A 24,849-nucleotide genomic window follows, 5' to 3' on the forward strand; every position below is an offset into this window, starting at 1 on the left:
CGTTTCCTCCATCACCGGATCAACTGGCCGCCGTGGTGGCGGGTGTCCGGCTGTCTCGTGCCGGACCTTTCCTGGCCCGGCAGCCGTTTTGCGGAGTACACCATCGCACAGGGGGGTGGGGGTTGGCGATAGCTGCCGGCGGTACTTATATCTCCCTTAACCGCGCGAACCGCCGCCTTGTTCCCATCCCGGGCACCGACGCCCGTTTTCTCCGTCGACCCTCACTCGACTGTACCGGAGGTTGTCCCTCCTGGCCCGGCAGCGAGATCGGTCAGAGCCGACCACCGTGGGTCACCTGGGCGGCGTCAGGACCGTGGCGGCGATCTCCGTCAGCGGGAGATCCCGCAGGTCGGAACGGGTGAACCAGGCGGCGCGAGCGGTGGAGCCGCCGGCCAGCTCGGTCACTGCCGGCTCGGTCGGCATGTCGACCTCCACCCGGTACAGGACCCGGATGCCGTGCCAGTCGAGCGGCCGACCCTCCGGACCGAGGGCCGCCGGATCGTGCAGGTTGTCCACCCCGATCAGCTCGGTAACCCTGCCCAGTTGGCCGGACTCCTCGACCAGTTCCCGTAGCAACCCGGTGACGGGCTGTTCGCCGTGGTCGGTACCACCGCCGGGCAGATGCCACCGCCCTGCACCCGGATAGCCCTCGGCGATCAGCGTCAGCAGCACCCGTCCGGCGGGATCGGTGACCACCCCGTACGCGCCGAAGCGCTGGCGACGGTCGACAGCGGGTTCGGCGAACGGCGCCCGACGACGCAGCGCGTCGGGCGGTAACGGAACGACCGGCAGGCCGAGCGCCTCGGCGGTGAACGGCAGCAGCGGCAGCTCGGCCGCCTCGTCGGGGGTCAGCCAGCGGGCCGGGCCGATGCCGCCGTCCTGCTCGGCACGCAGCCGCCCGGCCACCGGCACCGCGTCGAACACCATCCGGTCGGTGTGCAGGGCGACCCCGAGCCCGGGGTACGGCATCACATCCGCGATGACCGCGCGCAGCCCGGTCACCTCGACCATCAGCCCGGTCTCCTCGGTGACCTCACGGACCACCGCCCGCGCGGGATGTTCGGCATGTTCCAGCCCGCCTCCGGGCAGCGACCACACCCCGGGGAGGTCCGCCGCCGTAGCGCCGCGCACCAGCAGCACCCGCCGCTCGGCGTCCCGCAGCACCCCGTACGCCCCCACCCGCCGTACCTGCTTCACCGCGTTCACACCCCCGCCCCGCCACCACCGCGTCGATCATGAAGTTATCGCCGCACGCCTGGCGTGTCCCGACAATAACTTCATGATCAACGCGAAGCCGCGGGGGTTGCGGGTGGGTCAGGTGAGGCGGGCGGCCTGGACGGCTTCGGCGGTGACCTCGGTGAGACGGTCGGTGGGGAGGGCGCCGAGTTCCTCGCGGGCGAACCAGCGGGCCTCGCAGGTCGAGCCGCCGACGTCACCGACGGTGGGCGGGGCCGGCTGGTCGACCACCACCCGGTAGAAGGCACGCACCCCGTGCCAGTCGATCGGATAGCCCTCCGGGCCGAGCGAGGCCGCGTCCCGGTGACTGGCCACGCCGAGCAGCCCGACGAGCCGGCCGGTCTGCCCGGTCTCCTCGACCAGTTCCCGGATCAACGCCGCGCCCGGCTGCTCGCCGTAGTCGGTGCCGCCGCCCGGCAGGTGCCAGCAGCCGGCCCCGGGGTAGCCGTCGGAGACCCGGGTCAGGAGTACCCGCCCGTCCGGGTCGGTGACCACGGCGTACGCGGCGAAGCGCTGCGCCCGGTGCAGCCCGTCCGGACCGGGCACCGCGTAGAAGGACGGGAACTCGGGTGGCTCGTCGGGCACGATGTCCGCCGACGAGGTGGGCAGCCCGAGGGCGCGGGCGGTGAACGAACGCAGCGGCAACCGTCGCGCCTCGTCCAGGGTGAACCAGCGGGCCAGGTCGGTCGGCCGGTCGACCCGGTCGGTGAGCGAGCCGCCCCGGACCGACACCCGGTAGACCAGCCGGTCGGTGTGGATGGTGATGCCGCGCTCGGGCAGTGCCCGCATGTCGGCCAGCACGTCGTGCAGGTCGGAGACGGCCACCGACAGGCCGGTCTCGGCGGCGGTCTCGCGGACGACGGTGTGGTGTGGGTCCTCGCCGTGGTCGACCGCCCCGCCGGGCAGGGACCACGTGCCAGGGGTGCCGGAGCGCTCCGATGCGCGGACCAGCAACACTCGGTCTACGGAATCAGTACAGACTGCGTATGCCGCGATCCTGCGAAGCGGCTCCAGCATGGTGGTCACGGGGCCAAATTCTCCCCGCCACCCGTTACCGGTGCGGAAAAGAGTCGGATTCCTGACTGATCACTCGCCCCTGAGAGTCGGTTCAGGGTAAGGATCCGGGCGGTCACCGAGGTCGATACGCTCCGCGACGGGGACCGTGGAGACATGACTTCCACGCCTCAGGCTCCGTACCGGCAACTGCGCCGCCCGACCACCGACCGGATGATCGCCGGTGTGGCCAGCGGCCTCGGCCGCTACTTCGCCGTCGACCCCACCCTGGTCCGGGTGGCCTTCGCCGTCGTCACGCTGGCGACCGGCGGGATCGCCGCCCTCGCGTACCCGATCATGTGGTTCCTGATGCCCGAGGAGCCGGCCGGCGCACCCGCCTGGCCGCACCCGGCGACCAACGCTCCGCACGGACCCGCCGGCACCCCGCCGCAGCCCGCCGCGACGCCCCACCCCGCCTGGCCGTTCCCCGGACCGACCGGGCCGGCGCCGAACGCCGGACCGCCGGCCGCTCCGGCACCGGCCACTTCGCCGCCGACGGCCACCCCGCCGGTGCGACCCGAGAACCCGCCGGCAACGCCCGAGGTCGGGGCGACGCCGGAGCCGACGTCGCGGCCGGCGCCTCAGCCGCCGGCGTGAGGCGGGGTCACCGCGCTCCGACGGCGCCGGGCATCACTCCCACTCGATGGTGCCCGGCGGCTTGCTGGTGACGTCCAGCACCACCCGGTTCACCTCGGCCACCTCGTTGGTGATCCGGGTGGAGATCCGGGCGATCACCTCGTACGGCAGCCGGGACCAGTCGGCGGTCATCGCGTCCTCGCTGGAGACCGGGCGCAGCACCACGGGATGCCCGTAGCTGCGCCCGTCGCCCTGCACGCCGACGCTGCGCACGTCGGCCAGCAGCACCACCGGGAACTGCCAGACGTCCCGATCGAGGCCGGCGGCGCTGAGCTCCTGACGGGCGATGAAGTCGGCCCGGCGGAGCACGTCGAGCCGCTCCCGGTCGACCGCGCCGATGATCCGGATGGCCAGGCCGGGGCCCGGGAACGGGTGTCGCCAGACCATCGCCTCGGGTAGCCCGAGCTGGAGGCCGAGCGTACGGACCTCGTCCTTGAACAGCGTGCGCAGCGGCTCGACCAGGGCGAACTTCAGATCCTCGGGCAGCCCGCCGACGTTGTGGTGACTCTTGATGTTGGCGGTGCCGGTACCACCGCCGGACTCGACCACGTCCGGGTAGAGGGTGCCCTGAACCAGGAACTCGACGTCGCCGTGTGAGGCGATCTCCCGGGCCGCGGCCTCGAAGACGCGGATGAACTCCCGACCGATGATCTTGCGCTTCTGCTCCGGGTCGGTCACCCCGGCCAGCGCACCGAGGAACCGGTCGGCCGCGTCGACCACCTTCAGCTTGATGCCGGTGGCCGCGACGTAGTCCTTCTCCACCTGCTCGGCCTCGCCCGCGCGCAGCAGACCGTGGTCGACGAAGACGCAGGTCAGCTGGTCACCGACGGCCCGGTGCACCAATGCGGCGGCGACCGCCGAGTCCACCCCGCCGCTGAGGCCGCAGATGACCTCCTTGGCACCGACCTGCTCGCGGATCCGGGCCACCTGCTCGTCGATGATGTTCTCGGGCGTCCAGGTCGGCTCGATCCCGGCGATCTCGTAGAGGAACCGTGTCAGCATCTCCTGCCCGTGCGCGGTGTGCCCCACCTCCGGGTGGAACTGCACGCCGGCCCGTCGCCCGGCCACGTCCTCGAAGGCGGCGACGGGCGCGCCGGCGGACTCGGCGGTCACCGTGAAACCCTCCGGAGCCTCGGTCACGCAGTCACCGTGGCTCATCCACACCGGCAGATCGGGCGGCAGGTCGCGGAGCAGTACCCCGGGGTCGAGCAGGCGGGGGCGCAGCGGGGTGCCGCCGTACTCCCGGCTGCCGGTGCGGGCCACGGTGCCGCCGAGGGAGCGGGCCATCGCCTGGAACCCGTAGCAGATGCCGAAGACCGGCACGCCCGTGGTGAACAGCGCGTCGTCGACCTGCGGGGCGCCCGGCTCGTAGACGCTGGCCGGGCCGCCGGAGAGGATGATCGCGGCGGGGTCGCGGGCCAGCATCTCGGCCACGGGCATGGTGTGCGGGACGATCTCGGAGTAGACCTTCGCCTCGCGTACCCGGCGCGCGATCAGCTGGGCGTACTGGGCACCGAAGTCGACCACGAGGACAGGACGCGGCAGGCTCATAGCCGGCAATCCTACCGAGCGTGACGTCCCCTCCCCCGACCACCGCCCTCGTCGACGCTTCCTCGCGGAGGTCAGGGGTGGCGGAGGGCGGCGGGGGCGGTTGGGGGGACGGCGGGGTGGTGTGGGGGGACGGGGGCGAGGCGGCGGTACGCCGTGCCGAGCGGGGGGCGAGGGTCGGGGTCGCCCTTGTTGGGCCAGAGGGACATCGCGCGCTCGGCCTGGGCGGTGATCGTCAGGGACGGGTTGACGCCGAGGTTGGCCGAGACGGCGGCACCGTCGACCACGTGCAGACCGGGATGGCCGAATACCCGGTGGTACGGGTCGATCACCCCGTCGGCCGGTGACGCGCCGATCACCGCTCCGCCCAGGAGGTGCGCGGTCAGCGGGATGTCGAACGGTTCGGTCAGCGCGCCGCCGGGCGTACCGTCGATCTCCTCCGCGAGCAGCCGGACCGCCTGATTCCCGGCCGGAATCCAGGTCGGACTGGGGTCGCCGTGCCCCGGACCGGCGACCAGCCGACGGCCGAACGGCCCGCGCCGGAGCCGGGTGGTCAACGAGTTGTCCGCCGACTGCATGACCAGGGCGATCACCGTACGCTCCGACCAGCCGCGGACGGAGAGCATCCGGGTGGCCAGCCGGGGCTGCCGGAGCAACTGCCCGAGCCAGCGACGCAGCCGGTGCGGCCCACCGTCGACCAGCAGCGACTGGAGCAGCCCCATCGCGTTCGAGCCCCGGCCGTAGCGGACCGGCTCGATGTGGGTCTGCGGATCCGGGTGGAACGAACTGGTGATGGCCACCCCCTCGGTGAAGTCGACCCCGCGCTCCCGGGCCCGCCGGTGCGGCACGGAGGCGCCGAGGATCGCCTCCGAGTTGGTCCGGGTCAGCTCGCCGAGCCGGGACGAGAGCCCGGGCAGGTCGCCGCGCTCCCGCATCTCGTGCAGCAGCCGCTGGGTGCCCAGCGCCCCGGCGGCGAAGACCACCTGATCGGCGTGGATCACCTGCCGCCCGCGGCGCAGCCAGGCGCCGGTGCGTTCGGTGTGCACCTGGTACCCACCGTCGACCGGTCGGACCGCGGTCACCGTGGTCACCGGATGCACCCGGGCACCGAGCCGCTCGGCCAGCCAGAGATAGTTCTTGACCAGGGTGTTCTTCGCCCCGAAGCGGCAGCCGGTCATGCAGGCGCCGCAATGGGTGCAGCCGGTACGTTCCGGGCCGGCGCCGCCGAAGTACGGGTCGGCGGCCCGCTCTCCCGGTCGTCCGATGTGCACGCCGACCGGGGTGGCGTGGAAGGTATGGCCCACCCCCATCCGCTCGGCGACCCGCCGCATCGCCCGGTCCGCCCCGGTGATGACCGGGTACGTGGTCACCCCGAGCATCCGCTTCGCCTGGTCGTAGTGGGGTGCCAGTTCGGCCCGCCAGTCGGTGAGGTCCCGCCACTGCGGGTCGGTGTAGAAGGCGTCCAGCGGCTCGTAGAGGGTGTTGGCGTACACCAGCGAGCCGCCACCGACACCGGCCCCGGACAGCACGAGCACCCCGCCGCCGGCCCTGCGGCCGGCCGCCCGGAGCAGGGTGATCCGTTGCAGCCCGAAACAGCCCAGCCGAGGTGCCCACAGGAAGCGGCGCAGCCGCCACGATGTCTGCGGGAACTCGTCGTCGGCGAACCGCCGGCCCGCTTCCAGTACGCCGACCGAGTAGCCCTTCTCGGCCAGACGCAGCGCCGCGACGCTGCCGCCGAAGCCCGACCCGATCACCACCACGTCGTACCGCATGCACGCATCATTACTCGTGAGTAGATCTCGCGCCAGGACCGGATTCCGCGCGATCATGCTCCGCACCCGCGTCAACTACACCGGGCCGGGACGCAACCACGAGCCCGGCTCACCGCGTTGGACCGGTACCGGTGCAACGCGGTACGACGTTCGCGGTCGAGCCGAGGCGGAGTCCAGAGGAGGCGGGGGATGATGGTGCTCGGAGGGGATCGGAGACGGTTGGCGCTGGCGCTGGCCGGTCTGGTCACGCTGGCGGTGGTCGCGGTGATCGGCGTGGTGGTGGCCCGCACGGTCGGCGACGACCGCCGGACGCCGACCGCCGCCCCCGGCAGCCCGAGCGCCTCACCCAGTGCCAGCGCCAGCCCCAGCCCGCCACCGGGGGTCGACATCACCGGCCCGCTCAACCTGCTGCTGGTCGGCATCGACACCCGGGTCAGCGTGCCCGGCTGGGAGCCGCACGCCGACGCCGTACTCATGCTGCACGTGCCGGCGGGGCTGTCCCGGGCCTACCTCTTCTCCCTCCCCCGCGACCTGGTGGTGGACATCCCGGCGTACGAACCCGCCGGCTACCGGGGTGGGCGGACCAAACTCACCCACGCGATGAGCTACGGCAGCCGGGTACCGGACCGGCCGAAGCAGCCGGACCCCGCCCAGGGGTACGAACTGCTGCGCCGCACGGTCAGCGAGTACACCGGCCTACGCATCGACGCAGGCGCCGTGCTCACCTTCGGCGGCTTCGACAAGCTCGTCGACAGCCTGGGCGGCGTGGACATCAACGTCGACCAGCGGGTCGTGTCGCGACACCGGCAACCGGACGGCAAACACCGGAAGCCGGGCCCCGGCGTGGGCGGTTACGTCGGGCCGCAGATGGTCTACGAGCCCGGCGAGCGGCACCTCAACGGCTGGCAGGCGCTCGACTACGCCCGCCAGCGTTACCTGCCCGGTGGTGACTACGCCCGGCAGCGCCACCAGCAGCAGCTCATCCGCGCGCTGATCGGCAAGATCCTCGACGAGGACCTGGCCCGGCAGCCCGAGCGGGTCGACCAGATGGTCGCGGCACTCGGTGACGCGCTGCTGTACGTGGGGGGACGGCGGATCGTGGACTTCGCGTACGCCCTCGGCACGCTGTCGCCGCAGGCGCTCACGCTGGTCGGGCTGCCCGGAGCGTCGGTGGGCCGGGGCAGCGCGTACCGGGGCGAGGAACTGACCTCCGTCGGCCGTCGCTTCCTCACCGAACTGCGCGCCGGCAAAGTCGACGCGTTCCTGGCCGAGCATCCCAAACTGAAGGTGCCCGGCTGAGGGGACTTCGACACGGGCCTCAGGGCAGGCCGGGTGCGGCGGTGCCGGTCAGCCAGGTGTCGAAGAACGAGCCCAGCTCACGTCCAGAGATCCGCTCGGCCAGGGCGATGAAGTCGGCGGTGACGGCGGTGCCGTCCCGGCGCTCGCTGGTCCAGGCCTGCAGGATCTTGAAGAAGGCGTCGTCGCCGACGGTACGCCGCAGCGCGTGGACGGTCAGCGCCCCGCGCTTGTAGACGGCCGTGCTGAACATCCGGCCGGGGCCGGGGTCGAGGGTGGGGCGGGACCAGTCGGTCATCCCGTACTGGATCTCGAAGTTGCGCTGGGCGCTACGCCCGCCGTCGTGCTCCTCCCACAACCACTCGGCGTAGCTCGCGAAGCCCTCGTTGAGCCAGATGTCGCCCCAGCGGGCCAGCGCGACACTGTTGCCGAACCACTGGTGAGCCAGCTCGTGGGCGACCACGCCGTAGTTCGGCTCGCCGCCACGGAAGAAGCCCGGCCCGTAGACCGGCCGGGACTGCGTCTCCAACGCGTACCCGATCCGGCTGTCGGAGACCACCACGCCGCCGTACGACTCGAAGGGGTACGGCCCGAAGCGGGTGGCCAGGAAGTCGGCGATCTCGCCGGTCCGGGCCATGGAGGTCGCCGCCGGACCGGTGTCCGGCTGCCCGGCCGGCACGGCGGTGACGATCGGTCTACCGGCGTGGTCGCCGGTCCGGACCCGGTAGTCGCCGATCACCAGCGTGGTCAGGTAGCTCGCCATCGGCGAGCGCTCGGCCCAACGCCAGGTGGTCCAGCCGTCCGCGCTGGTCCGCTCCCCGGGCACTCCGTTGCTGAGGGCGGCGAGCCCGTCGGGGACGGTCACCTCGATGTCGTACGTGGCCTTGTCCGACGGATGGTCGTTGACCGGGAACCAGGTGGCCGCCGAGTGCGGCTGGCCGAGGGCGATCGCGCCGTCGTCGGTGTGCTGGAAGCCGCCGCTGCCGAGCACACCGTCGGCGATCGCTCCGGGTACGCCGCCGTAGGCGACCTCCACCGTGAACCGGCTACCGGATTCGAGCCCCCGGGCCGGGGTGACGACCAGTTCGCTGTCGTCCCGCCGGTGCTCGGCCGGGACACCGTCCACAGTGACCGAGCTGACGTCCAGGCCGGACAGGTCGAGGTTGAACCGGGACAACCCCTGGGTCGCGGTCGCGGTGATCTCGGCGCGGCCGCTGAGCCGGTCGTCCGCCGGGTCGTAGCGCACCCCGAGCCGGTAGTGGGCGACGTCGTACCCGCCGTTGCCGCTGCCCGGCACGTACGGGTCGGCGAGATCCGCACTGCCCGCCCGGAACCCGCCCGGCTCCGCCGCGTCCCGGTCACCGGTGCAGCTGACCAGCACAACGGCCGCCGCCACGGCAGCGGCCACGCCCGCCGCACCGGCCCCCCACCACCCACCAGACCTGCTGTTCACCAGCCCGAGCCTACTGCGCCGGCTCCGTCGATCATGGAGTTGTGGCACGTGGCGAACCGGGCATCACCCACTCAACCGGGTGCCACACCTGCATGATCGACGGGCCGCAGGGCCGCAGGGCCGGTGCGTCAGCGGTCGAGGACCAGGCCGACCTTCTGGAACTCCTTGAGGTCGCGGTAGCCGCACTTGGCCATGGCGCGACGCAGGCCACCGAAGAGGTTCAGTTGGCCGTCGGGTTCGTCGGCGGGGCCGAACAGGAGGCGCTCCATGGATCCGAGGGGGTCGCCGGCGGTCTCGAAGGCACCGCGCGGCAGTGACGGGTGGCTGGCCGCCGAGTGCCACCAGGCCCCGCCGGCCGGCGCCTCCTCGCACAGCGACAGCGGCTCGCCGAGCATCACCGCGTCCGCGCCGCAGCCGAGCGCCTTGGCGATGTCACCGGAGGTACGGATGTCGCCGTCGGCGATCAGGTGCACGTACCGCCCGCCGGTCTCGTCGAGGTAGTCGCGGCGGGCCGCGGCGGCGTCGGCGATCGCGGTGGCCATCGGCACCCGGATGCCGAGCACCGACTCGGTGGTGGACCACTCGTCACCGCCGATACCGACGATCACGCCGGCCGCGCCGGTACGCATCAGGTGCAGGGCCGTCTTGTAGTCGGTGCAGCCGCCGACGATGACCGGAAGATCGAGGTCGGCGATGAACTCCTTGAGGTTCAGCGGCTCGTCGGTGGTCGAGACGTGCTCGGCCGAGACGATGGTGCCCTGGATGACCAGGATGTCGACGCCCGCGTCGAGGATGACCGGGGCCAGCGCCAGGGTGTGCTGCGGGGAGACCCGCACCGCCACCGTGCCGCCGCCCTCGCGCAGTTCACGCACCCGCTCGGTGATCAGATCCGGCCGGATCGGCTCGGCGTACACCTCCTGGAGCCGCTTGGTGGCGCGGGCGTCCTCGTCCAGGCCGCCGAGCTCCTCCAACACCTTGCTCGGATTCTCGTAGCGGGTCCACAGCCCCTCGACGTTGAGCACGCCGAGACCGCCGAGCTGGCCGAGCCGGACGGCCGAGGCCGGGCTCATCGTCGCGTCCGACGGGTGACCGACGCAGGGAATGCCGAACTGGTACGCGTCGAGCTGCCACCCGGTGGAGACGTCGTCGACGTCCCGGGTCCGGCGAGACGGCACGATGGCGATGTCGTCCAGGTGGTAGCCGCGCTGCGCGGTCTTGCCCAGCCCGATCTCGACCACGTCACGCATGGGGCACTCCAGGTTTTTCGGGGGTGGTGGGAGGGGTCAGCGGGTGTGGTAGTTCGGTGCTTCGACGGTCATCTGGATGTCGTGCGGGTGGCTCTCCTTGAGCCCGGCGGCGGTGATCCGGATGAGCTGACCCCGCTGGTGCAGCTCGGGGATACTCTCCGCGCCCGCGTACCCCATCGCCAGCCGCAGGCCGCCGACCAGCTGGTGGGCCACCCGGGCCAACGGCCCACGGTACGGCACCTGACCCTCCACGCCCTCCGGTACCAGCTTCTCGTCGCTGGTCACGTCCTGCTGGAAGTAGCGGTCCTTCGAGTACGACTTGGCCTGCCCTCGGGACTGCATGGCACCGAGCGAGCCCATGCCGCGGTACGCCTTGAACTGCTTGCCGTTCACGAAGATCAGCTCTCCGGGGCTCTCCTCGCAGCCGGCCAGCAGGCTGCCGAGCATCACCGTGTCCGCACCGGCGACCAGCGCCTTGGCGATGTCGCCCGAATACTGGATGCCGCCGTCGCCGATCACCGGCACACCGGCCGGGCGGGCCGCCCGCACGGCCTCCATGATCGCGGTGATCTGTGGCACGCCGACCCCGGCCACGATCCGGGTGGTGCAGATGGCACCCGGGCCGACGCCGACCTTGACGCCGTCGGCACCGGCCTCGACCAGCGCCTTCGCGCCCGCGTAGGTGGCCACGTTGCCGCCGACGATGTCGATGGCGACGTCCTTCTTCAGCCGGCTGACCATCTCCAGCACCGCGCGCTGGTGGCCGTGGGCGGTGTCCACGATGATGACGTCGACCCCGGCGTCGACCAGCACCCGGGCGCGCTTGTACGCGTCCTCGCCGACCCCGATGGCCGCCGCCACCCGCAGCCGACCCGCGTCGTCCTTGGTGGCGCTCGGGTACTGCTCGCTCTTGGTGAAGTCCTTGACGGTGATCAGCCCGCGCAGCTTGCCGGCGCCGTCGACGATCGGCAGCTTCTCGACCTTGTGCTGGCGCAGCAGGCCGAGCGCCTCGTCCTTGCTCACGCCCACCGGAGCGGTGACCAGCGGGGCGGTGGTCATGATCTCGCGGACCGGCGTTGCCGGGTCGGAGACGAAGCGCATGTCCCGGTTGGTGACGATGCCGACGAGCTGGCCGTCACCGTCGACCACCGGCACCCCGGAGATGCGGTAGCGGCCGCAGAGCTGGTCGACCTCCCGCAGGGTGTCGCCCGGGCTGGCGGTCACCGGATTGGTGATCATGCCGGACTCGGAGCGCTTGACCAGGTCGACCTGGAGCGCCTGGTCCTCCACCGACAGGTTGCGGTGCAGCACGCCGAGGCCGCCCTGGCGAGCCATCGCGATCGCCATCCGGGCCTCGGTGACCGTGTCCATCGCGCTGGACACCAGTGGGATGGAGAGGGTGACGTTGCGGGTCAGCCGGGTGATCGTGTTCACCCGGCTCGGCACCACGTCGGACTCGCCCGGCTGGAGCAGCACGTCGTCGAAGGTCAGCCCCAGCGGCACCACCCTGGCCGAACCGCTGGGCAGCTCGGGCAGATGGCCGCCCAGCTCGCCACCCTCGATTGCGGAGGAAAGGTCGGTACGGGGCGAATTCTCCACGATTGCTCTCCTGAGCTGCTCGAACCGGGCTTCAGCGAGGTGGCACGGGGGGCACCGGCGAACGCCGGGCGAGGGGTGCGTCAGCCTCATCGTACCCACTGAAGCTTTCTCGACCTGAACCGCGCGGCACGAACCCGATGCCGGCTCGCGCGACCGGGGACAGGCGTCGGCGGTGGCATAGGTCTACGGTGAAGGGGTGCACGACGATCCCATCGACCCGTTCACCGGCGACCCGACCGATCCGGCGGCCGACCTGGACGCCCCCGCCGACGACGACGCGCCGCTGGACCCGCTGACCGACGTCGAGCGTCAGGACGTGCTGGAGGACCTCGCCGACCTGGAGATCTACCAGGCGCTGCTGGCTCCGATCGGCGTACGCGGGCTCGTCATCGAGTGCGAGGACTGTCGAGAACCGCACTACTTCGACTGGGACCTGCTCAAGGGCAACCTGCGGCACCTGCTCAGCTCCGGCCGCCCACGCGTGCACGAGCCGGCCTACGACCCGGACCCCGACCACTACGTCACCTGGGACTACGCCCGCGGCTACGCCGACGGTGTGCACGACACCCTCAGCGAGGGCACCGAGGACCAGCCCGGCGCCGGTAACTGAACTCAGGCCACCAGTCCGGCCCGGAATCCGGCGGCCACGGCGTGCGCCCGGTCACGGGCCCCGAGCTTGCGGAACAGCCGCCGGGCGTGGGTCTTCACGGTGTCCTCGGAGACGAACAGTTCCCGGCCGATCTCGGCGTTGCTCTTGCCCTCGGCCATGCCGAGCAGCACCTGCAGCTCCCGCTCGGTGAGTCCGATCGCGGACCGGTCGGTTCGGGACGGCGACGGGGACTTCTCCGGCTCGGGTTCTGTCCCCGGCTCGGCGGGGTCGTCGCCGCGCTGCGCCGGCACCACCGCCGGACCGCCCGCGGCGTCCGTATCCGGCCAGGCGGTGGGCGCATCGCCACCGGTACGCCCACCGGGTGCCGGTCGTGCCGGGCTGCCGACCGCCGCGGCGTCCCGGGCGGGATCCGCGATCCGGTGCCGGTTGGCCCGGCCGGGCGCGGCCAGCAGCAGCAGCGCCTTGGCGACGGCGCTGGTCAGGTCGTGGTCGACACCCTGGATCAGCCCTCGTGCCCCGGCACCGATGGTCGCCGCCGCCGCCTCGGACTCCTCCGCACCGAGCAGCAGGACGGCGGCCTGTGGGGCACGGGCCAGCACCCGGCGGACGAAGCCGGCGCTGTCGGGCCGGGTGAGGGCGGTGTCGGCGAGCACCACGTCGGCGGGACGCTCCGCCAACCGCAGCATCACCTCGGGATCAGAGACCGCCGTCCGCACCGCGCCGGACAACCCCAGCCGCGCCGCGGCGGAAGTCAGGTGCTGCGCCGCGAGCGGCGTTCGAACGCACACGAGAACGGTACGCACAGGCATCTCCTCTCCGCAGACGAGCAGACCATGAGCGGCCACGGTCGGGAGGAGGTTCCGGGCAATCCTCCCAACTTTTCCGACAGATAGGGCATATGCGGCAAGCTGCGAAGATGTTCTGGATCAAAGACGTGTGAGTTGTGAGGCGCCCGGGTAGGGAGGGGCCAGGCCGGGAACGGTGCGCCTGCGCGGCCCGCCGCCCGGACAGCCGGCCACAAGCGTCTCGCGGTGCCGCGCGAGAGGAGGGGTGCTGATGTCGAACGTACGTAGACTGCCCGGACCCATCATCGACCTCTGGGACTGGCAGCGGCTCGGTGCCTGCCGAGGCCGCGACAGCGCCCAGTTCTTCCACCCCGACGGCGAGCGGGGCTCGTCCCGGCTGCGCCGGGAGTCCTCCGCCAAGGCCGTCTGCCGCACCTGCCCGGTCCGCGCCGAGTGCGCCGCGCACGCCCTTTCGGTACGCGAGCCGTACGGCGTCTGGGGTGGCTTCAGCGAGTCCGAGCGGCTGCGGCTGCTCGCGGTCGGCTGGGAGGACGTCGCCGACCGCCGGCAGACCCGGGTCGACGTCAACCGGCTGGAGGCCCGGCTGGGCAGCTCGCACCGGTCGACGGTGCCCACCCAACGCAACGTGGCCTGACCAACCGCACCGATCCCCCGACGCCGCGTCCCACCCGGACGCGGCGTCGCCGTGCCCGCCTCACCGGCCCTCCCGACCACGTTGATCATGAGGTTGTTGTCGCCCCGTCCGGCGTGTCGATGACAACAACTTCATGATCAACCGGTTCGCCAAGGGGGTATCGGTGCGGGCGGGGGGCGAATCAGGTGATGGTGAGTTTGACGGTGTGCCAGCCGGTGGCGCCGTCGGGGGCGACGTCCTGACGTTCGGCGGTCTGGGTCTCGCCGGTGCTGTCCGTGGCGCGTACCTGGAGGATGTGCTCGCCCGGGGTGGCCTCCCATCGCCACGACCACTGCACCCAGGTGTCCACCGAGACCGTGGGGGCCAGCTCGGCCTCCTGCCACGGACCCTCGTCGACGCGTACCTCGACGCGGTCGATGCCCCGGTGCTGCGCCCAGGCGACGCCGGCGACGGTGACCGGGCCGGCCGCCGGGCGGTTGCGCGGGCGCGGCGTGTCGATCCGTGACTGCGTCTTCACCGGCCCCTGCGCCGACCAGCCCCGGGGCACCCAGTACGCGTCGAAGTCGGCGAAGCTGGTCAACTCCAGCTCGGTGATCCACTTGCACGCGGACACGTAGCCGTAGAGTCCCGGCACCACCATCCGGACCGGGAAGCCGTGCTGCACCGGCAGCGGCTCGCCGTTCATCCCGACGGCGAGCAGCGCGTCCCGCCCGTCACGCAGCACGGCGGTCGGGGTACCGCAGGTCCAGCCGTCGACCGAGCGCCCGACCACCTGGTCTGCCCCGTCCAGCGGTGCCACCTCGTCGAGCAGTTCCCGGATCGGTACACCGAGCCAACGGGCGTTGCCGATCAGATCGCCGCCCACCTCGTTGGAGACGCAGGCCAGGGTCACGTACCGCTCCACCAGCGGCCGGGCGAGCAGATCGGCGTAGCTCAGCGTCACCGGGTTGCGGACCCGGCCGTGGATGCGCAACCGCCAGGTCTCCGGATCGACCTGCGGCACCACCAGCGCCGTGTCGATCCGGTAGAAGCCACGGTTGGGGGTCACGTAGCTGGCCAATCCGGGCACGGTGAGGTCGGCACCGGCCGGTAGCGGCGGCGCGGCGGAGACCGGAGCCGGCAGGGTGATCGCCTCCCGGGCCGCCGACACCCCCCGGCGGCCGGCCAGCCAACGTCCGGCGACTCCCCCGACGGCGGCCGCACCGAGCACGGTGCCGACACCGGTGAGGAACCGCCGTCGCGAGTCCGGATCCACCGCCCGTCCCGGATCCGCCGTGTCAGGCCGGTCTCCTGTCGGAGCCGGGTCGCCCCTCTCCGCCCCCGACGGCATCTGGGCGCTCTCCCCGGACGCGGTCGGGCTGACAGGCGTCGGTGAGGTCCACGGCCAGGGGTTCAGCTCCAGCGGGCCGGCGACGAACGCCCACAGCGCCACCCCGCCGACCACCGCCCCGACCAGCGACGGCAGCACGTCGACGCCGTCCGCGCCGGCCCGGGTCAGGGCCGCCGCGGCACCGATCGCGCCGAAGACGGCGATGCCGGCCAGGGCCACCGTCAGCCGGCGGACAGCCAGCAGGCCCAGCAGGGCGGCGAAGCCGGCGAGCAGCAGCGCCGTCCCGACCAACAGGGCGATCTTGTCGTACGTGCCGAAGACCGCGATCCCGAACCGTTTGATCGGCTCGGGAGCGGTGTCCACCACGAGGCCACCGACCGCGACGAGCGGCGACGAGCGCGGGCCGGTCAGAGCGGCCACCACCTCGGCGCTGCCGATGGCCGCCGCCGCGGCGGCGATACCGGCCAGGGCTGCGTACCGGGGTGTCGTACTGCTCACCCGCCCAGTGTTTCCCACGGACCACCGGTCCGGTAGTCGCCGTCAGCGTTCGTGACCTTGCGTCACCGGTACCCGGGCCCTCCGTTACACCGCCGGGCACCCGGCGCAAAGCGCGTGGGGCGCGCCGTCTTGTCGACGGTGCGCCCCACTTCCGGCGTACGGCAGGCTCAGAAGCCCGGGCCGTGCTGGTGGCTGTGACCGTGGCCGTGCGAGTGGCCGTGGCCGCCCGCGGCAGGCTCCGGCTCGGCCGGCTTCTCCACCACGAGGCTCTCGGTGGTGAGCAGCAGACCGGCGATCGAGGCGGCGTTGGTGACCGCGTTGCGGGTCACCTTGACCGGGTCGATGATGCCGGACTTGGCCAGGTCGACGTACTCACCGACGGCGGCGTCGAGGCCGTGGCCCCACTCCTTGCCGGTGACCGTCTGGACGACCACGTAGCCGTCGTGGCCGGCGTTCTGGGCGATCCAGCGCAGCGGCTCGACCAGCGCCTTGCGCACGATCGACACGCCGACCTTCTCGTCGCCGGTGAAGCCGAGGTCGTCGTCGAGCACCGGCAGGATCTGCGCCAGGGCGGCACCGCCACCGGGCACCGTGCCCTCCTCGACCGCGGCCTTGGTCGCGGCGATGGCATCCTCGATGCGGTGCTTGCGCTCCTTCATCTCGACCTCGGTGGCCGCGCCGACCTTGACCACCGCGACACCGCCGGAGAGCTTGGCCAGCCGCTCGGCGAGCTTCTCCCGGTCCCACTCGGAGTCCGAGGCCTCGATCTCCTTGCGGATCTGGGCGACCCGGTCGGCCACCTCGCTGGCCTGGCCACCACCGTCGACGATGGTGGTGTTCTCCTTGTCGACCACGATGCGTCGGGCGCTGCCCAGCACCTCCAGGCCGACCTGGTCGAGCTTGTAGCCCAACTCGGGGGCGACCAGCTCGGCGCCGGTGAGGATCGCCATGTCCTGGAGCATCGCCTTGCGGCGGTCGCCGAAGCCGGGGGCCTTGACCGCGCAGACCTTGAGGGTCTTGCGGATGGCGTTGACCACCAGGGTGGACAGCGCCTGACCCTCGACGTCCTCGGCGATGATGAGCAGCGGCTTGTTGTTCTGGAGAACCTTCTCCAGCAGCGGCAGCAGCTCCTCGATCGCGGAGATCTTCTGCGTGGTGATGAGGACGTAAGCGTCCTCCAGGACCGACTCCTGCGCCTCCGCGTCGGTGACGAAGTTCGGCGAGATGAAGCCCTTGTCGAACTGGAGGCCCTCGGTGACGTCCAGCTCGGTCTGCAGGACCGAGCCCTCCTCGACGGTGATCACACCGTCACGGCCGACCTTCTCCATCGCCTCGGCGATCAGCTCGCCGATGGTGGCGTCCTGCGCGGAGATCGTCGCGACGTGCGCCACCGACTTCTTGTCGGAGACCTCGACGGCCTTGTCGAGCAGCGCCTCGGAAACCTTGGTGGCGGCCGCGTCGATGCCCCGCTTGAGGCCGGCCGGGTTGGCGCCGGCGGTGACGTTGCGCAGGCCCTCACGGACCATGGCCTGGGCCAGCACGGTCGCGGTGGTGGTCCCGTCGCCGGCGACGTCGTTGGTCTTGGTCGCCACCTCCTTGACCAGCTGCGCGCCCAGGTTCTCGTACGGGTTGGTGAGCTCGATCTCCTTGGCGATGGTCACGCCATCGTTGGTGATCGTCGGCGCACCGAATTTCTTGTCGAGGACGACGTTGCGCCCGCGCGGCCCGAGGGTGACCTTGACCGCGTCCGCGAGCGCGTTGACACCGTGCTCCAGCAGGTGCCGGGCGTCGTCCGAGAAGCTCAGGATCTTCGCCATGAATGTCCCTTCGAAGCGACGTTGCCCCGGCCCGGCGAGCCGGACCGGGGCAACGACACTGATCGGTCTGTCTTACTTCTCGATGACCGCGAGGACGTCGCGGGCGGAGAGCACCAGGTACTCCTCGCCGGCGTACTTGACCTCGGTGCCGCCGTACTTCGAGTAGAGGACGGTGTCGCCGACGGAGACGTCGATCGGCACGCGGTTGCCCTTGTCGTCGATCCGGCCCGGGCCGACAGCGAGGACGGTGCCCTCCTGCGGCTTCTCCTTGGCGGTGTCGGGGATCACGATGCCCGAGGCGGTGGTGGTCTCGGCCTCGTTCGCCTGGACCACGATGCGGTCCTCGAGCGGCTTGATCGCAACCTTGGTCGCGGTAGTCACGGGCATACCCTCCTGGGGTACTTGGTTTCGTTGCCGATCGGCATGCCGACCGGCGTCAATCTGCCACATGCCACCGGGCGGGGCCGTCGTCGCGGGTGCCGGTCCGCCTGGCGTTCAACCCCCGGACACCAGGGCCCGGGCGTTGGCACCCTCAGGGTGAGAGTGCTAATCGCAGGTTATTCCTCGGCTAGCACTCCGTCAAGGAGAGTGCCAATCCGGCGCCTCGTGTCGCAGTCTCTCGCACCCGCGCGCACCACCGTCCCACCCTCGCCCCGCCACCCTTCCGACCCGGTGCGCCAGCGTTCCTCCAGGGTTTGCCGCAACACGCCAACAGTCACTTCCCCACCGACCGGTCCACCCTTACTCTCCGGCGCGACCACGTCACGGAGGGCGGACAGATGGCGGACGTACCAACCCTGGGGTTCCTGCGCGACCAGTTGCGCCGGGCCCGCAAGGTGCGCGGGCTCAGCCAGGAGGAGCTGAGCAAGATGATCAACTACTCACCGTCGGCGGTGAGCGCGATGGAGATCGGCCCGAACCAGCTCAGCGCCGACTACCTGGCCCGCTTCGACAAGGTGCTGGAAACCGGCGGCCTCTTCGTCGGGATGCTGGAGCTGATCCGGCTGCACGCCGAGCCGGACTGGTTCCGGCCGTGGGGCGAGATCGAGCGGGAGGCGGTCGCGCTGCGCTGGTACGACCCGGCCGTGGTGCCGGGCCTGCTCCAGACCGAGACGTACGCGCGGGCCATGCTGCGGGCCGGCCCGCCGCTGACCGACGAGCAGATCGAGAAGCGGGTGCTGGCCCGGATGGCCCGCCAGGAGGTGCTCGCCCGCGAGGAGCCGCCGCAGCTCGTCGCGGTGCTCGACGAGCAGGTGCTGCGCCGGCAGGTCGGCGAGCGCGCGACCATGCGCGAGCAGTTGGAGCACCTGCGCAGCCTCGCCGACCGCCCGCACGTCCAGGTGCGGATCGTGCCGGCCGAGACCCCGTGGTACGTCGGACTCAACGGCCCTTTCGTACTGGCCCGGCTCGTCGACGGCACCGAGGTGGCGCACCTGGACAACCAGCTCCGGGGGCACACCGTGGACAGCCCGAACGACCTTGCCGCCCTGGGGCGACGCTGGGAGACTGTGGCCGGTGAGGCGCTGCCGCGCCGGCAGTCCGCCCGCCTGATCGAGGAAGTGGCGAAGTCATGGACCTGACCCGTGCCGCCTGGCGCAAGTCCTCCCGCAGCAACAGCAACGGCGGCGCCTGCGTCGAGGTCGCCGACAACCTGCCCGGCGTGGTCGCCGTACGCGACAGCAAGGACCCGGCCGGCCCGGTACTCGCCTTCACCCCGACCGCCTGGCGCGCCTTCATCACCACCCACCACACCACCAACTGATCCCCACCCCCGCCGCCGGCCACCCCGCCGAGCCCGGTCGGCCGCACATTGATCGTCTGCCCTCCAGTGACTCGGACCTCGGCGTGTCGACTCACTGAAGTGCAGACGATCACGCCGCGCACGGGCGGGCGCCTCGGGCAGTCGGGTGGGACGGAAGAATGGGCGGGTGGATCTGGAGCAGCTCGCCGCGTTGCGTACGCCCGAGGGGTCGGCCGCGCTCGACGCGGCGGCCCGGGTGGCCGGTGGCGACCCGCTGGTCGCGGCGGCGGCGCTGCGCTCGGCGGGGGTGCCCGCCGAGCTCGCGGCGGCGGCGCTGACCCAGGCGGAACTGCGCCGCCGGGCGACGGGCAAGTTCGGGCCGGCGGCGGCCGGCATGTTCTTCACCCGGCCGGGCCTGGAGCAGGCGACCCGGCGGGTGGTCGCGGACCGGCGCGCGCGGCGGTTGCGCGCCGCCGGGGTGACCAGCCTGGCCGACCTGGGCTGCGGGCTGGGCGCGGACGCACTCGCCGCCGCCCGCGCCGGCATCCGGGTGTACGCGGTGGAGGCCGACCCGCTCACCGCCGCGCTGGCCGAGGAGAACGCCCGGGCCGCCGGGCTGACCGACCTCCTCACCGTCGAGTGCGGCGACGCGACCGCGTTCGATGTGACCCGGGTCGAGGCGGTTTTCTGCGACCCGGCCCGCCGCCGGGCCGGCACCGGTCGCCGGATCTTCGACCCCAACTCGTACTCGCCGCCGTGGGACTTCGTCACTGGCCTGGCCGAGCGGGTGCCGCGCACGGTGGTGAAGGTCGCGCCGGGCCTCGACCACGCGCTGATTCCGCCGGGAACCGAGGCCGAGTGGGTCAGCGTCGACGGCGACCTGGTCGAGGCCGCCCTCTGGTGCGGCAACCTGGCCGAGGTCCCCCGCCGCGCGACCGTGCTGAAGGAAGGGCCCCTTATTAACGCCTCCGGTAGAGCAGGGGCCCCTTCTTATCACCCGGCCGGCGGCGGGACGCACCGCACCGACGGCAGCGCCCGAGCCGCGTACCAGCTCACCGGCGAGGGGGCGGCCGAAGCGCCGGTCGGACCGGTACGGCGCTTCGTCTACGACCCGGATCCGGCGGTGGTCCGGGCCCACCTGGTGGCCGAGCTGGCCGCCGACCTGGACGCCACGTTGGCCGACCCGACCATCGCCTACCTCTACGCCGACCGGGCGCAGCCCACGCCGTACGCCCGCTGCCTGGAGGTGATCGACGTGCTGCCGTTCTCCCTCAAGCGGCTGCGGGCGCTGCTGCGGGAGCGGCGGGTCGGCCGGGTGGAGATCCTCAAGCGCGGGTCCGCGCTGGAGCCCGAGCGGCTCCGGCGCGACCTGTGGCTGGCCGGCGACCAGCCGGCCAGCCTGGTGCTCACCCGGGTGGCCGCCGCCCCGACGGTGCTGGTCTGCCGCCCGGTGGTCTGATTCCGAGCCCGGACCGAACCACCGGCTGAGAAGGCTCTGGCTCGGGCATCGGGCCGGGGCTAGCTTGGCGGGCATGGCGGGACGTGGCACCCCGGCGACCGCGCTGTTGACGCAGCGGAGGATCGACCATCGCACCCACCCGTACGACGTCTCCCCGGACGAGGCCAACTACGGGGCGCTGGTCGCGGCGGCGCTCGCGGTGGCGCCGGAGCGGGTCTTCAAGACCCTGGTCACCGAGGTCGACGGGGCGTTGACCGTCGCGGTGGTGCCGGTCACCGGCGATCTCGACCTGAAGGCGCTCGCGGCGGCCGTTGGCGGCAAGCGGGCTACGCTGGCCGAGCGGGTGGTGGCTGAGCGGGCCACGGGTTACGTACGCGGCGGCATCAGTCCGCTCGGTCAGCGGCGGCGGCTGCCCACGGTGCTCGACGTCTCCGCCCTGGATCATCCGACCGTGTACGTCTCGGCCGGCCGTCGAGGACTCCAGTTGGAGCTGGCCCCCGCCGACCTGGTCACCCTGACCGACGCCCGCACCGCCCTCCTCGCCACCGCCTGACCCTCGCCACCACCGGACGCACGGCACCACCGGACGCACGGCACCACCCGCACGGCACCCCCGACCCACGCCACCGGTTGATCCACCGGGGCGGCAGGGGCTGAACGGACACGGGCGTCGTAACACGGACGGTGGCGGCACGGTGTCGGGGGCGTTGCTGAATTGTTACCGCCGACAACAAACTCGTGAGCGGCACACCCTTGTGCTGGCGTGTGGCGCGCAATACGTTGCCGGGCACAACAAAACAAAACACCGACACCCTTCCCCACCCTCGAAAGGACCCTGCACATGCGCAAGGGCTTCCTCGCCGCCGGTGCCGTGGGCCTGCTGGCCCTCGGCAGCCTGACGGCCTGTGGCGACAACTCCGGCGGCGACCAGGCCGGGTCCGACAAGACCCCGAAGATCGGCGTGATCCTGCCGGACAGCAAGTCCTCCGCCCGCTGGGAGGGCGCCGACCGCAAGTTCCTGGAGGCGGCGTTCAAGGCCGCCGGCGTCGACTACGACATCCAGAACGCCCAGGGCGACAAGACCGCGTTCCAGACCATCGCCGACCAGATGATCACGAGTGGCGTCACCGCGCTGATGATCGTCAACCTGGACTCCGGCACCGGTAAGGCCGTCCTCGACAAGGCCAAGTCGCAGGGCGTCGCCACCATCGACTACGACCGCCTCACCCTCGGCGGCTCGGCGGAGTACTACGTCAGCTTCGACAACGAGGCCGTCGGCAAGCTCCAGGGCGAGGGCCTGGCCAAGTGCCTGACCGACCAGGGCGCGAAGAACCCGGTCGTGGCCTACCTGAACGGGTCGCCGACCGACAACAACGCCACCCTGTTCAAGAACGGTTACGACTCGATCCTCAAGCCCAAGTTCGACGCGAACGAGTACACCAAGGGCCCGGACCAGGCCGTGCCGGACTGGGACAACGCCCAGGCCGCCACGATCTTCGAGCAGATGCTGACCCAGACCGGCGGCAAGATCGACGGTGTGCTGGCCGCCAACGACGGCCTCGGCAACGCCGCCATCTCCGTGCTGAAGAAGAACAACCTCAACGGCAAGGTGCCGGTGACCGGCCAGGACGCCACCACCCAGGGCCTGCAGAACATCCTCGCCGGCGACCAGTGCATGACCGTCTACAAGGCCGTCAAGCAGGAGGCCGACGCCGCCGCCGAGCTGGCGATCGCGCTGGCCAAGGGCGAGCGCAAGGAGACCGGCCAGACTGTCACGGACCCGGAGGGCGGCCGTGACGTGCCGTCCGTCCTGCTCACCCCGCAGGCGATCTACAAGGACAACGTCAAGGACGTCATCGCCGACGGCTTCGTGACCAAGGAAGAGGTCTGCACCGGCGACTTCGCCAAGCTCTGCACCGACGCGGGCATCAGCTGACCTCACCCGCCTAGGTGGCGCCGCCCGGCACGGTAACCCCGTGCCGGGCGGCGTGCCGCCGCTGGACGGGCCCCGATCTCCCTCCGTGACAAAGGAGAACCCCGTGTCCGCGACCCCTCTGCTGGAGCTACGCGGGATCGACAAGAGCTTCGGTCCCGTCCAGGTCCTACGCGACGTCGCCTTCGCCGCCTACCCGGGCGAGGTCACCGCGCTCGTCGGCGACAACGGCGCCGGCAAGTCGACCCTGGTCAAGTGCATCAGCGGCATCTACCCCACCGACGCCGGACAGTTCGTCTTCGACGGCCAGCCGGTGCACATCAACAGCCCGCGCGACGCCGCCTCGCTCGGCATCGAGGTCGTCTATCAGGACCTCGCGCTCTGCGACAACCTCGACATCGTGCAGAACATGTTCCTCGGGCGCGAGAAGCGCAGCGGCATCGTCCTCGACGAGCCGACCATGGAGCAGATGGCGGCCGAGACCCTCGCCGGGCTCTCCGTACGCACCGTCAAGTCGCTGCGTCAGCACGTCTCCAGCCTCTCCGGCGGCCAGCGCCAGACCGTGGCGATCGCCAAGGCGGTGCTCTGGAACAGCAGGCTGGTGATCCTGGACGAACCGACCGCCGCGCTCGGCGTGGCGCAGACCGCCCAGGTGCTCGAACTGGTCCGCCGGCTGGCCGACAACGGCCTGGCCGTCGTGCTCATCTCGCACAACATGAACGACGTCTTCGCCGTCTCCGACCGGATCGCCGCGCTCTACCTCGGCCAGATGGTCGCCCAGGTGAAGACCACCGACATCACTCACGCCCAGGTGGTCGAGCTGATCACCGCTGGTCGCTCCGGCGGGATCGGGCTCACCGCCGAGCCGGCCACCAACGGCAACGGCCCGGCGCAGGCCGACAGCACCACGGGAGGCGTCTCATGAGCACCACCGCCGTCAAGCAGGACGGGCCGGCCGGCGTCGCGCCGACACCGACCGTCGGCAGCCACGCCCGCGACTACTGGCGTCGGGTACGCGGTGGTGACATCGGCGCGCTGCCCGCCGTTCTCGGCCTGCTCGTCCTCTGCACCGTCTTCTCGATCATGCGACCGTCGTTCCTCACCGCGGGCAACCTCGCCAACCTGTTCACGCAGGGCGCGGCGGTCACCCTGATCGCGATGGGCCTGGTCTTCGTCCTGCTGCTCGGCGAGATCGACCTGTCGGCCGGCTTCGCCAGCGGCGTCTGCGCGGCGGTACTGGCCAACGTGGTCACCGTGCTCGGACATCCGTGGTACGTCGCGGTGATCGCCGCCGTGCTCACCGGCATGGTGATCGGTACGACGCTCGGCTTCCTGGTCGCCAAGATCGGCATTCCCTCCTTCGTGGTGACCCTGGCCGGCTTCCTGGCCTTCCAGGGCGTGGTGCTGCTGCTGATGGAGGAAGGCCGCAACATCTCGGTCCGCGACCCGGTGCTGGTGGCGATCGCCAACCGCAACCTGCCGCCGCTGCTCGGCTGGACGCTCGCCGCCGTGGCCGTCGCCGGTTACGCCGCCATTCAGCTGCTCCGCCACCGCGGTCGTGCCGCGCGGGGCCTGATCACCGACCCGATCACGGTGGTGCTCGCCCGCATCGGCGGGCTGGCGGTGATCCTCGGCCTCGCGGTCTACGTGCTGAACCTGGAACGCAGCCGCAACGTCCTGATCAGCTCGCTCAAGGGCGTGCCGATCGTGGTGCCGATCATCGCCGTGCTGCTCATCGTTTGGACCTTCGTACTCCAGCGCACCAGCTACGGCCGGCACATCTACGCGGTCGGCGGCAACAAGGAAGCCGCCCGCCGCGCCGGCATCAACGTGGACCGGATCCGCATCTCGGTCTTCATCATCTGCTCCACCATGGCCGCGATCGGCGGCATCGTCGCCGCCAGCCGGGCCAACTCGGTCGACCCGAACACCGGCGGCAGCAACGTGCTGCTCTACGCCGTCGGCGCGGCCGTGATCGGTGGCACCAGCCTCTTCGGTGGCAAGGGTCGCGTCCTCGACGCGGTGCTCGGCGGCGCGGTGGTCGCGGTGATCGACAACGGCATGGGCCTGATGGGCTACAGCTCGGGCGTGAAGTACGTGGTCACCGGCGTGGTGCTGCTCCTGGCCGCCAGCGTCGACGCACTGTCGCGCCGACGAGCCGCCGCCACCGGTAACCGCTGA

21 protein-coding genes and 1 pseudogene are annotated in these 24,849 nt (G+C 71.8%); 11 read left to right on the forward strand and 11 right to left on the reverse strand.

Features of this window, described 5'->3' with window-relative positions; translation table 11 throughout:
* Window positions 1-291: 291 nt before the first annotated feature.
* Complete coding sequence (locus tag SM447_RS21950; RefSeq protein ID WP_474574710.1) at window positions 292-1,197, reverse strand: NUDIX hydrolase; 906 nt, start codon at window positions 1,195-1,197, stop codon at window positions 292-294.
* 117 nt (window positions 1,198-1,314) lie between these two features.
* Window positions 1,315-2,262, reverse strand: coding sequence for an NUDIX domain-containing protein (locus SM447_RS21955; protein ID WP_474574711.1), 948 nt, complete (start codon window positions 2,260-2,262; stop codon window positions 1,315-1,317).
* Window positions 2,263-2,406: 144 nt separating this feature from the next.
* Here SM447_RS21955 and SM447_RS21960 point away from each other — a divergent pair.
* Window positions 2,407-2,748, forward strand: a pseudogene (locus tag SM447_RS21960) (PspC domain-containing protein); the annotation flags it as partial.
* A gap of 171 nt (window positions 2,749-2,919) precedes the next feature.
* Here SM447_RS21960 and guaA read toward each other — a convergent pair.
* Both guaA and SM447_RS21970 read right to left on the reverse strand, forming a co-directional pair.
* A complete protein-coding gene (gene guaA / locus SM447_RS21965; RefSeq protein WP_474574712.1) occupies window positions 2,920-4,476 on the reverse strand; it encodes a glutamine-hydrolyzing GMP synthase in 1,557 nt (518 codons plus the stop codon).
* A gap of 71 nt (window positions 4,477-4,547) precedes the next feature.
* Complete coding sequence (locus SM447_RS21970) at window positions 4,548-6,245, reverse strand: FAD-dependent oxidoreductase (RefSeq protein WP_474574713.1); 1,698 nt, start codon at window positions 6,243-6,245, stop codon at window positions 4,548-4,550.
* Window positions 6,246-6,437: 192 nt separating this feature from the next.
* Here SM447_RS21970 and SM447_RS21975 point away from each other — a divergent pair, with 192 nt between their 5' ends.
* Window positions 6,438-7,544: an LCP family protein gene (locus SM447_RS21975; protein WP_474574754.1), complete on the forward strand. Its 1,107-nt coding sequence runs from the start codon at window positions 6,438-6,440 to the stop codon at window positions 7,542-7,544.
* 19 nt (window positions 7,545-7,563) lie between these two features.
* Here SM447_RS21975 and SM447_RS21980 read toward each other — a convergent pair whose 3' ends face one another.
* The 3 genes from SM447_RS21980 to guaB form a co-directional block, all read right to left on the reverse strand.
* The gene (locus tag SM447_RS21980; protein WP_474574714.1) at window positions 7,564-8,994 is read right to left on the reverse strand and encodes a M1 family metallopeptidase; all 1,431 of its coding nucleotides are present in this window, start codon (window positions 8,992-8,994) and stop codon (window positions 7,564-7,566) included.
* Between the two features lie 128 nt (window positions 8,995-9,122).
* The gene (locus SM447_RS21985) at window positions 9,123-10,241 is read right to left on the reverse strand and encodes a GuaB3 family IMP dehydrogenase-related protein (protein ID WP_474574715.1); all 1,119 of its coding nucleotides are present in this window, start codon (window positions 10,239-10,241) and stop codon (window positions 9,123-9,125) included.
* 36 nt (window positions 10,242-10,277) lie between these two features.
* Window positions 10,278-11,840: an IMP dehydrogenase gene (guaB, locus tag SM447_RS21990; RefSeq protein ID WP_474574716.1), complete on the reverse strand. Its 1,563-nt coding sequence runs from the start codon at window positions 11,838-11,840 to the stop codon at window positions 10,278-10,280.
* A 196-nt stretch (window positions 11,841-12,036) separates the two neighbouring features.
* Here guaB and SM447_RS21995 point away from each other — a divergent pair, with 196 nt between their 5' ends.
* Entirely contained in the window at window positions 12,037-12,450 is a 414-nt protein-coding gene (locus SM447_RS21995) for a DUF5319 family protein (protein WP_474574717.1), read from the forward strand.
* A 2-nt stretch (window positions 12,451-12,452) separates the two neighbouring features.
* On the opposite strand, the gene SM447_RS22000 is transcribed toward SM447_RS21995, so the two are convergent.
* Window positions 12,453-13,253, reverse strand: a complete 801-nt coding sequence (locus SM447_RS22000; protein ID WP_474574718.1) for a helix-turn-helix transcriptional regulator — start codon at window positions 13,251-13,253, stop codon at window positions 12,453-12,455.
* A gap of 253 nt (window positions 13,254-13,506) precedes the next feature.
* Between SM447_RS22000 and SM447_RS22005 the strand changes: the two genes are divergently transcribed.
* Window positions 13,507-13,890, forward strand: coding sequence for a WhiB family transcriptional regulator (locus SM447_RS22005; protein ID WP_474574719.1), 384 nt, complete (start codon window positions 13,507-13,509; stop codon window positions 13,888-13,890).
* A gap of 181 nt (window positions 13,891-14,071) precedes the next feature.
* Here SM447_RS22005 and SM447_RS22010 read toward each other — a convergent pair whose 3' ends face one another.
* The 3 genes from SM447_RS22010 to groES form a co-directional block, all read right to left on the reverse strand.
* Window positions 14,072-15,718 carry a molybdopterin-dependent oxidoreductase gene (locus SM447_RS22010; protein WP_474574720.1) on the reverse strand — a complete coding sequence of 549 codons (1,647 nt, stop codon included), beginning with the start codon at window positions 15,716-15,718 and terminating at the stop codon, window positions 14,072-14,074.
* 167 nt (window positions 15,719-15,885) lie between these two features.
* Window positions 15,886-17,535: a chaperonin GroEL gene (groL, locus tag SM447_RS22015; RefSeq protein WP_474574721.1), complete on the reverse strand. Its 1,650-nt coding sequence runs from the start codon at window positions 17,533-17,535 to the stop codon at window positions 15,886-15,888.
* A 72-nt stretch (window positions 17,536-17,607) separates the two neighbouring features.
* On the reverse strand, window positions 17,608-17,922 hold the full coding sequence (groES, locus tag SM447_RS22020) for a co-chaperone GroES (RefSeq protein ID WP_089155197.1): 315 nt from the start codon (window positions 17,920-17,922) through the stop codon (window positions 17,608-17,610).
* A 392-nt stretch (window positions 17,923-18,314) separates the two neighbouring features.
* On the opposite strand from groES, the gene SM447_RS22025 reads away from it, so the two are divergent.
* From SM447_RS22025 to SM447_RS22055, 7 genes are all read left to right on the forward strand, one after another.
* Complete coding sequence (locus tag SM447_RS22025; protein WP_474574722.1) at window positions 18,315-19,115, forward strand: helix-turn-helix domain-containing protein; 801 nt, start codon at window positions 18,315-18,317, stop codon at window positions 19,113-19,115.
* Window positions 19,106-19,297 carry a DUF397 domain-containing protein gene (locus tag SM447_RS22030; RefSeq protein WP_474574723.1) on the forward strand — a complete coding sequence of 64 codons (192 nt, stop codon included), beginning with the start codon at window positions 19,106-19,108 and terminating at the stop codon, window positions 19,295-19,297. Before SM447_RS22025 ends, SM447_RS22030 begins: the two co-directional genes overlap by 10 nt.
* 166 nt (window positions 19,298-19,463) lie before the next feature.
* The gene (locus SM447_RS22035; RefSeq protein WP_474574724.1) at window positions 19,464-20,735 is read left to right on the forward strand and encodes a THUMP-like domain-containing protein; all 1,272 of its coding nucleotides are present in this window, start codon (window positions 19,464-19,466) and stop codon (window positions 20,733-20,735) included.
* A gap of 73 nt (window positions 20,736-20,808) precedes the next feature.
* The gene (ybaK, locus tag SM447_RS22040) at window positions 20,809-21,288 is read left to right on the forward strand and encodes a Cys-tRNA(Pro) deacylase (protein ID WP_474574725.1); all 480 of its coding nucleotides are present in this window, start codon (window positions 20,809-20,811) and stop codon (window positions 21,286-21,288) included.
* A 288-nt stretch (window positions 21,289-21,576) separates the two neighbouring features.
* On the forward strand, window positions 21,577-22,671 hold the full coding sequence (locus SM447_RS22045; protein ID WP_474574726.1) for a sugar ABC transporter substrate-binding protein: 1,095 nt from the start codon (window positions 21,577-21,579) through the stop codon (window positions 22,669-22,671).
* Window positions 22,672-22,774: 103 nt separating this feature from the next.
* Window positions 22,775-23,593 carry an ATP-binding cassette domain-containing protein gene (locus SM447_RS22050; RefSeq protein ID WP_474574727.1) on the forward strand — a complete coding sequence of 273 codons (819 nt, stop codon included), beginning with the start codon at window positions 22,775-22,777 and terminating at the stop codon, window positions 23,591-23,593.
* Window positions 23,590-24,849 (forward strand): sugar ABC transporter permease, encoded by a 1,260-nt coding sequence (locus SM447_RS22055; RefSeq protein ID WP_474574728.1) that lies wholly within the window; start codon window positions 23,590-23,592, stop codon window positions 24,847-24,849. The genes SM447_RS22050 and SM447_RS22055 overlap by 4 nt, the downstream gene beginning before the upstream one ends.

It is taken from the genome of Micromonospora aridisoli, assembly GCF_056150025.1.

Bases quoted from the DNA above. Each gene is read 5' to 3' on its own strand.
- SM447_RS22005 (WP_474574719.1), top strand. From the start codon at position 13,507: ATGTCGAACGTACGTAGACTGCCCGGACCCATCATCGACCTCTGGGAC.
- groL (WP_474574721.1), bottom strand. From the start codon at position 17,535: ATGGCGAAGATCCTGAGCTTCTCGGACGACGCCCGGCACCTGCTGGAG.
- SM447_RS21985 (WP_474574715.1), bottom strand. From the start codon at position 10,241: ATGCGTGACGTGGTCGAGATCGGGCTGGGCAAGACCGCGCAGCGCGGC.
- SM447_RS21970 (WP_474574713.1), bottom strand. From the start codon at position 6,245: ATGCGGTACGACGTGGTGGTGATCGGGTCGGGCTTCGGCGGCAGCGTC.
- SM447_RS22030 (WP_474574723.1), top strand. From the start codon at position 19,106: ATGGACCTGACCCGTGCCGCCTGGCGCAAGTCCTCCCGCAGCAACAGC.
- groES (WP_089155197.1), bottom strand. From the start codon at position 17,922: ATGCCCGTGACTACCGCGACCAAGGTTGCGATCAAGCCGCTCGAGGAC.
- ybaK (WP_474574725.1), top strand. From the start codon at position 20,809: ATGGCGGGACGTGGCACCCCGGCGACCGCGCTGTTGACGCAGCGGAGG.
- guaA (WP_474574712.1), bottom strand. From the start codon at position 4,476: ATGAGCCTGCCGCGTCCTGTCCTCGTGGTCGACTTCGGTGCCCAGTAC.
- SM447_RS22025 (WP_474574722.1), top strand. From the start codon at position 18,315: ATGGCGGACGTACCAACCCTGGGGTTCCTGCGCGACCAGTTGCGCCGG.
- SM447_RS22045 (WP_474574726.1), top strand. From the start codon at position 21,577: ATGCGCAAGGGCTTCCTCGCCGCCGGTGCCGTGGGCCTGCTGGCCCTC.
- SM447_RS21975 (WP_474574754.1), top strand. From the start codon at position 6,438: ATGGTGCTCGGAGGGGATCGGAGACGGTTGGCGCTGGCGCTGGCCGGT.
- SM447_RS22055 (WP_474574728.1), top strand. From the start codon at position 23,590: ATGAGCACCACCGCCGTCAAGCAGGACGGGCCGGCCGGCGTCGCGCCG.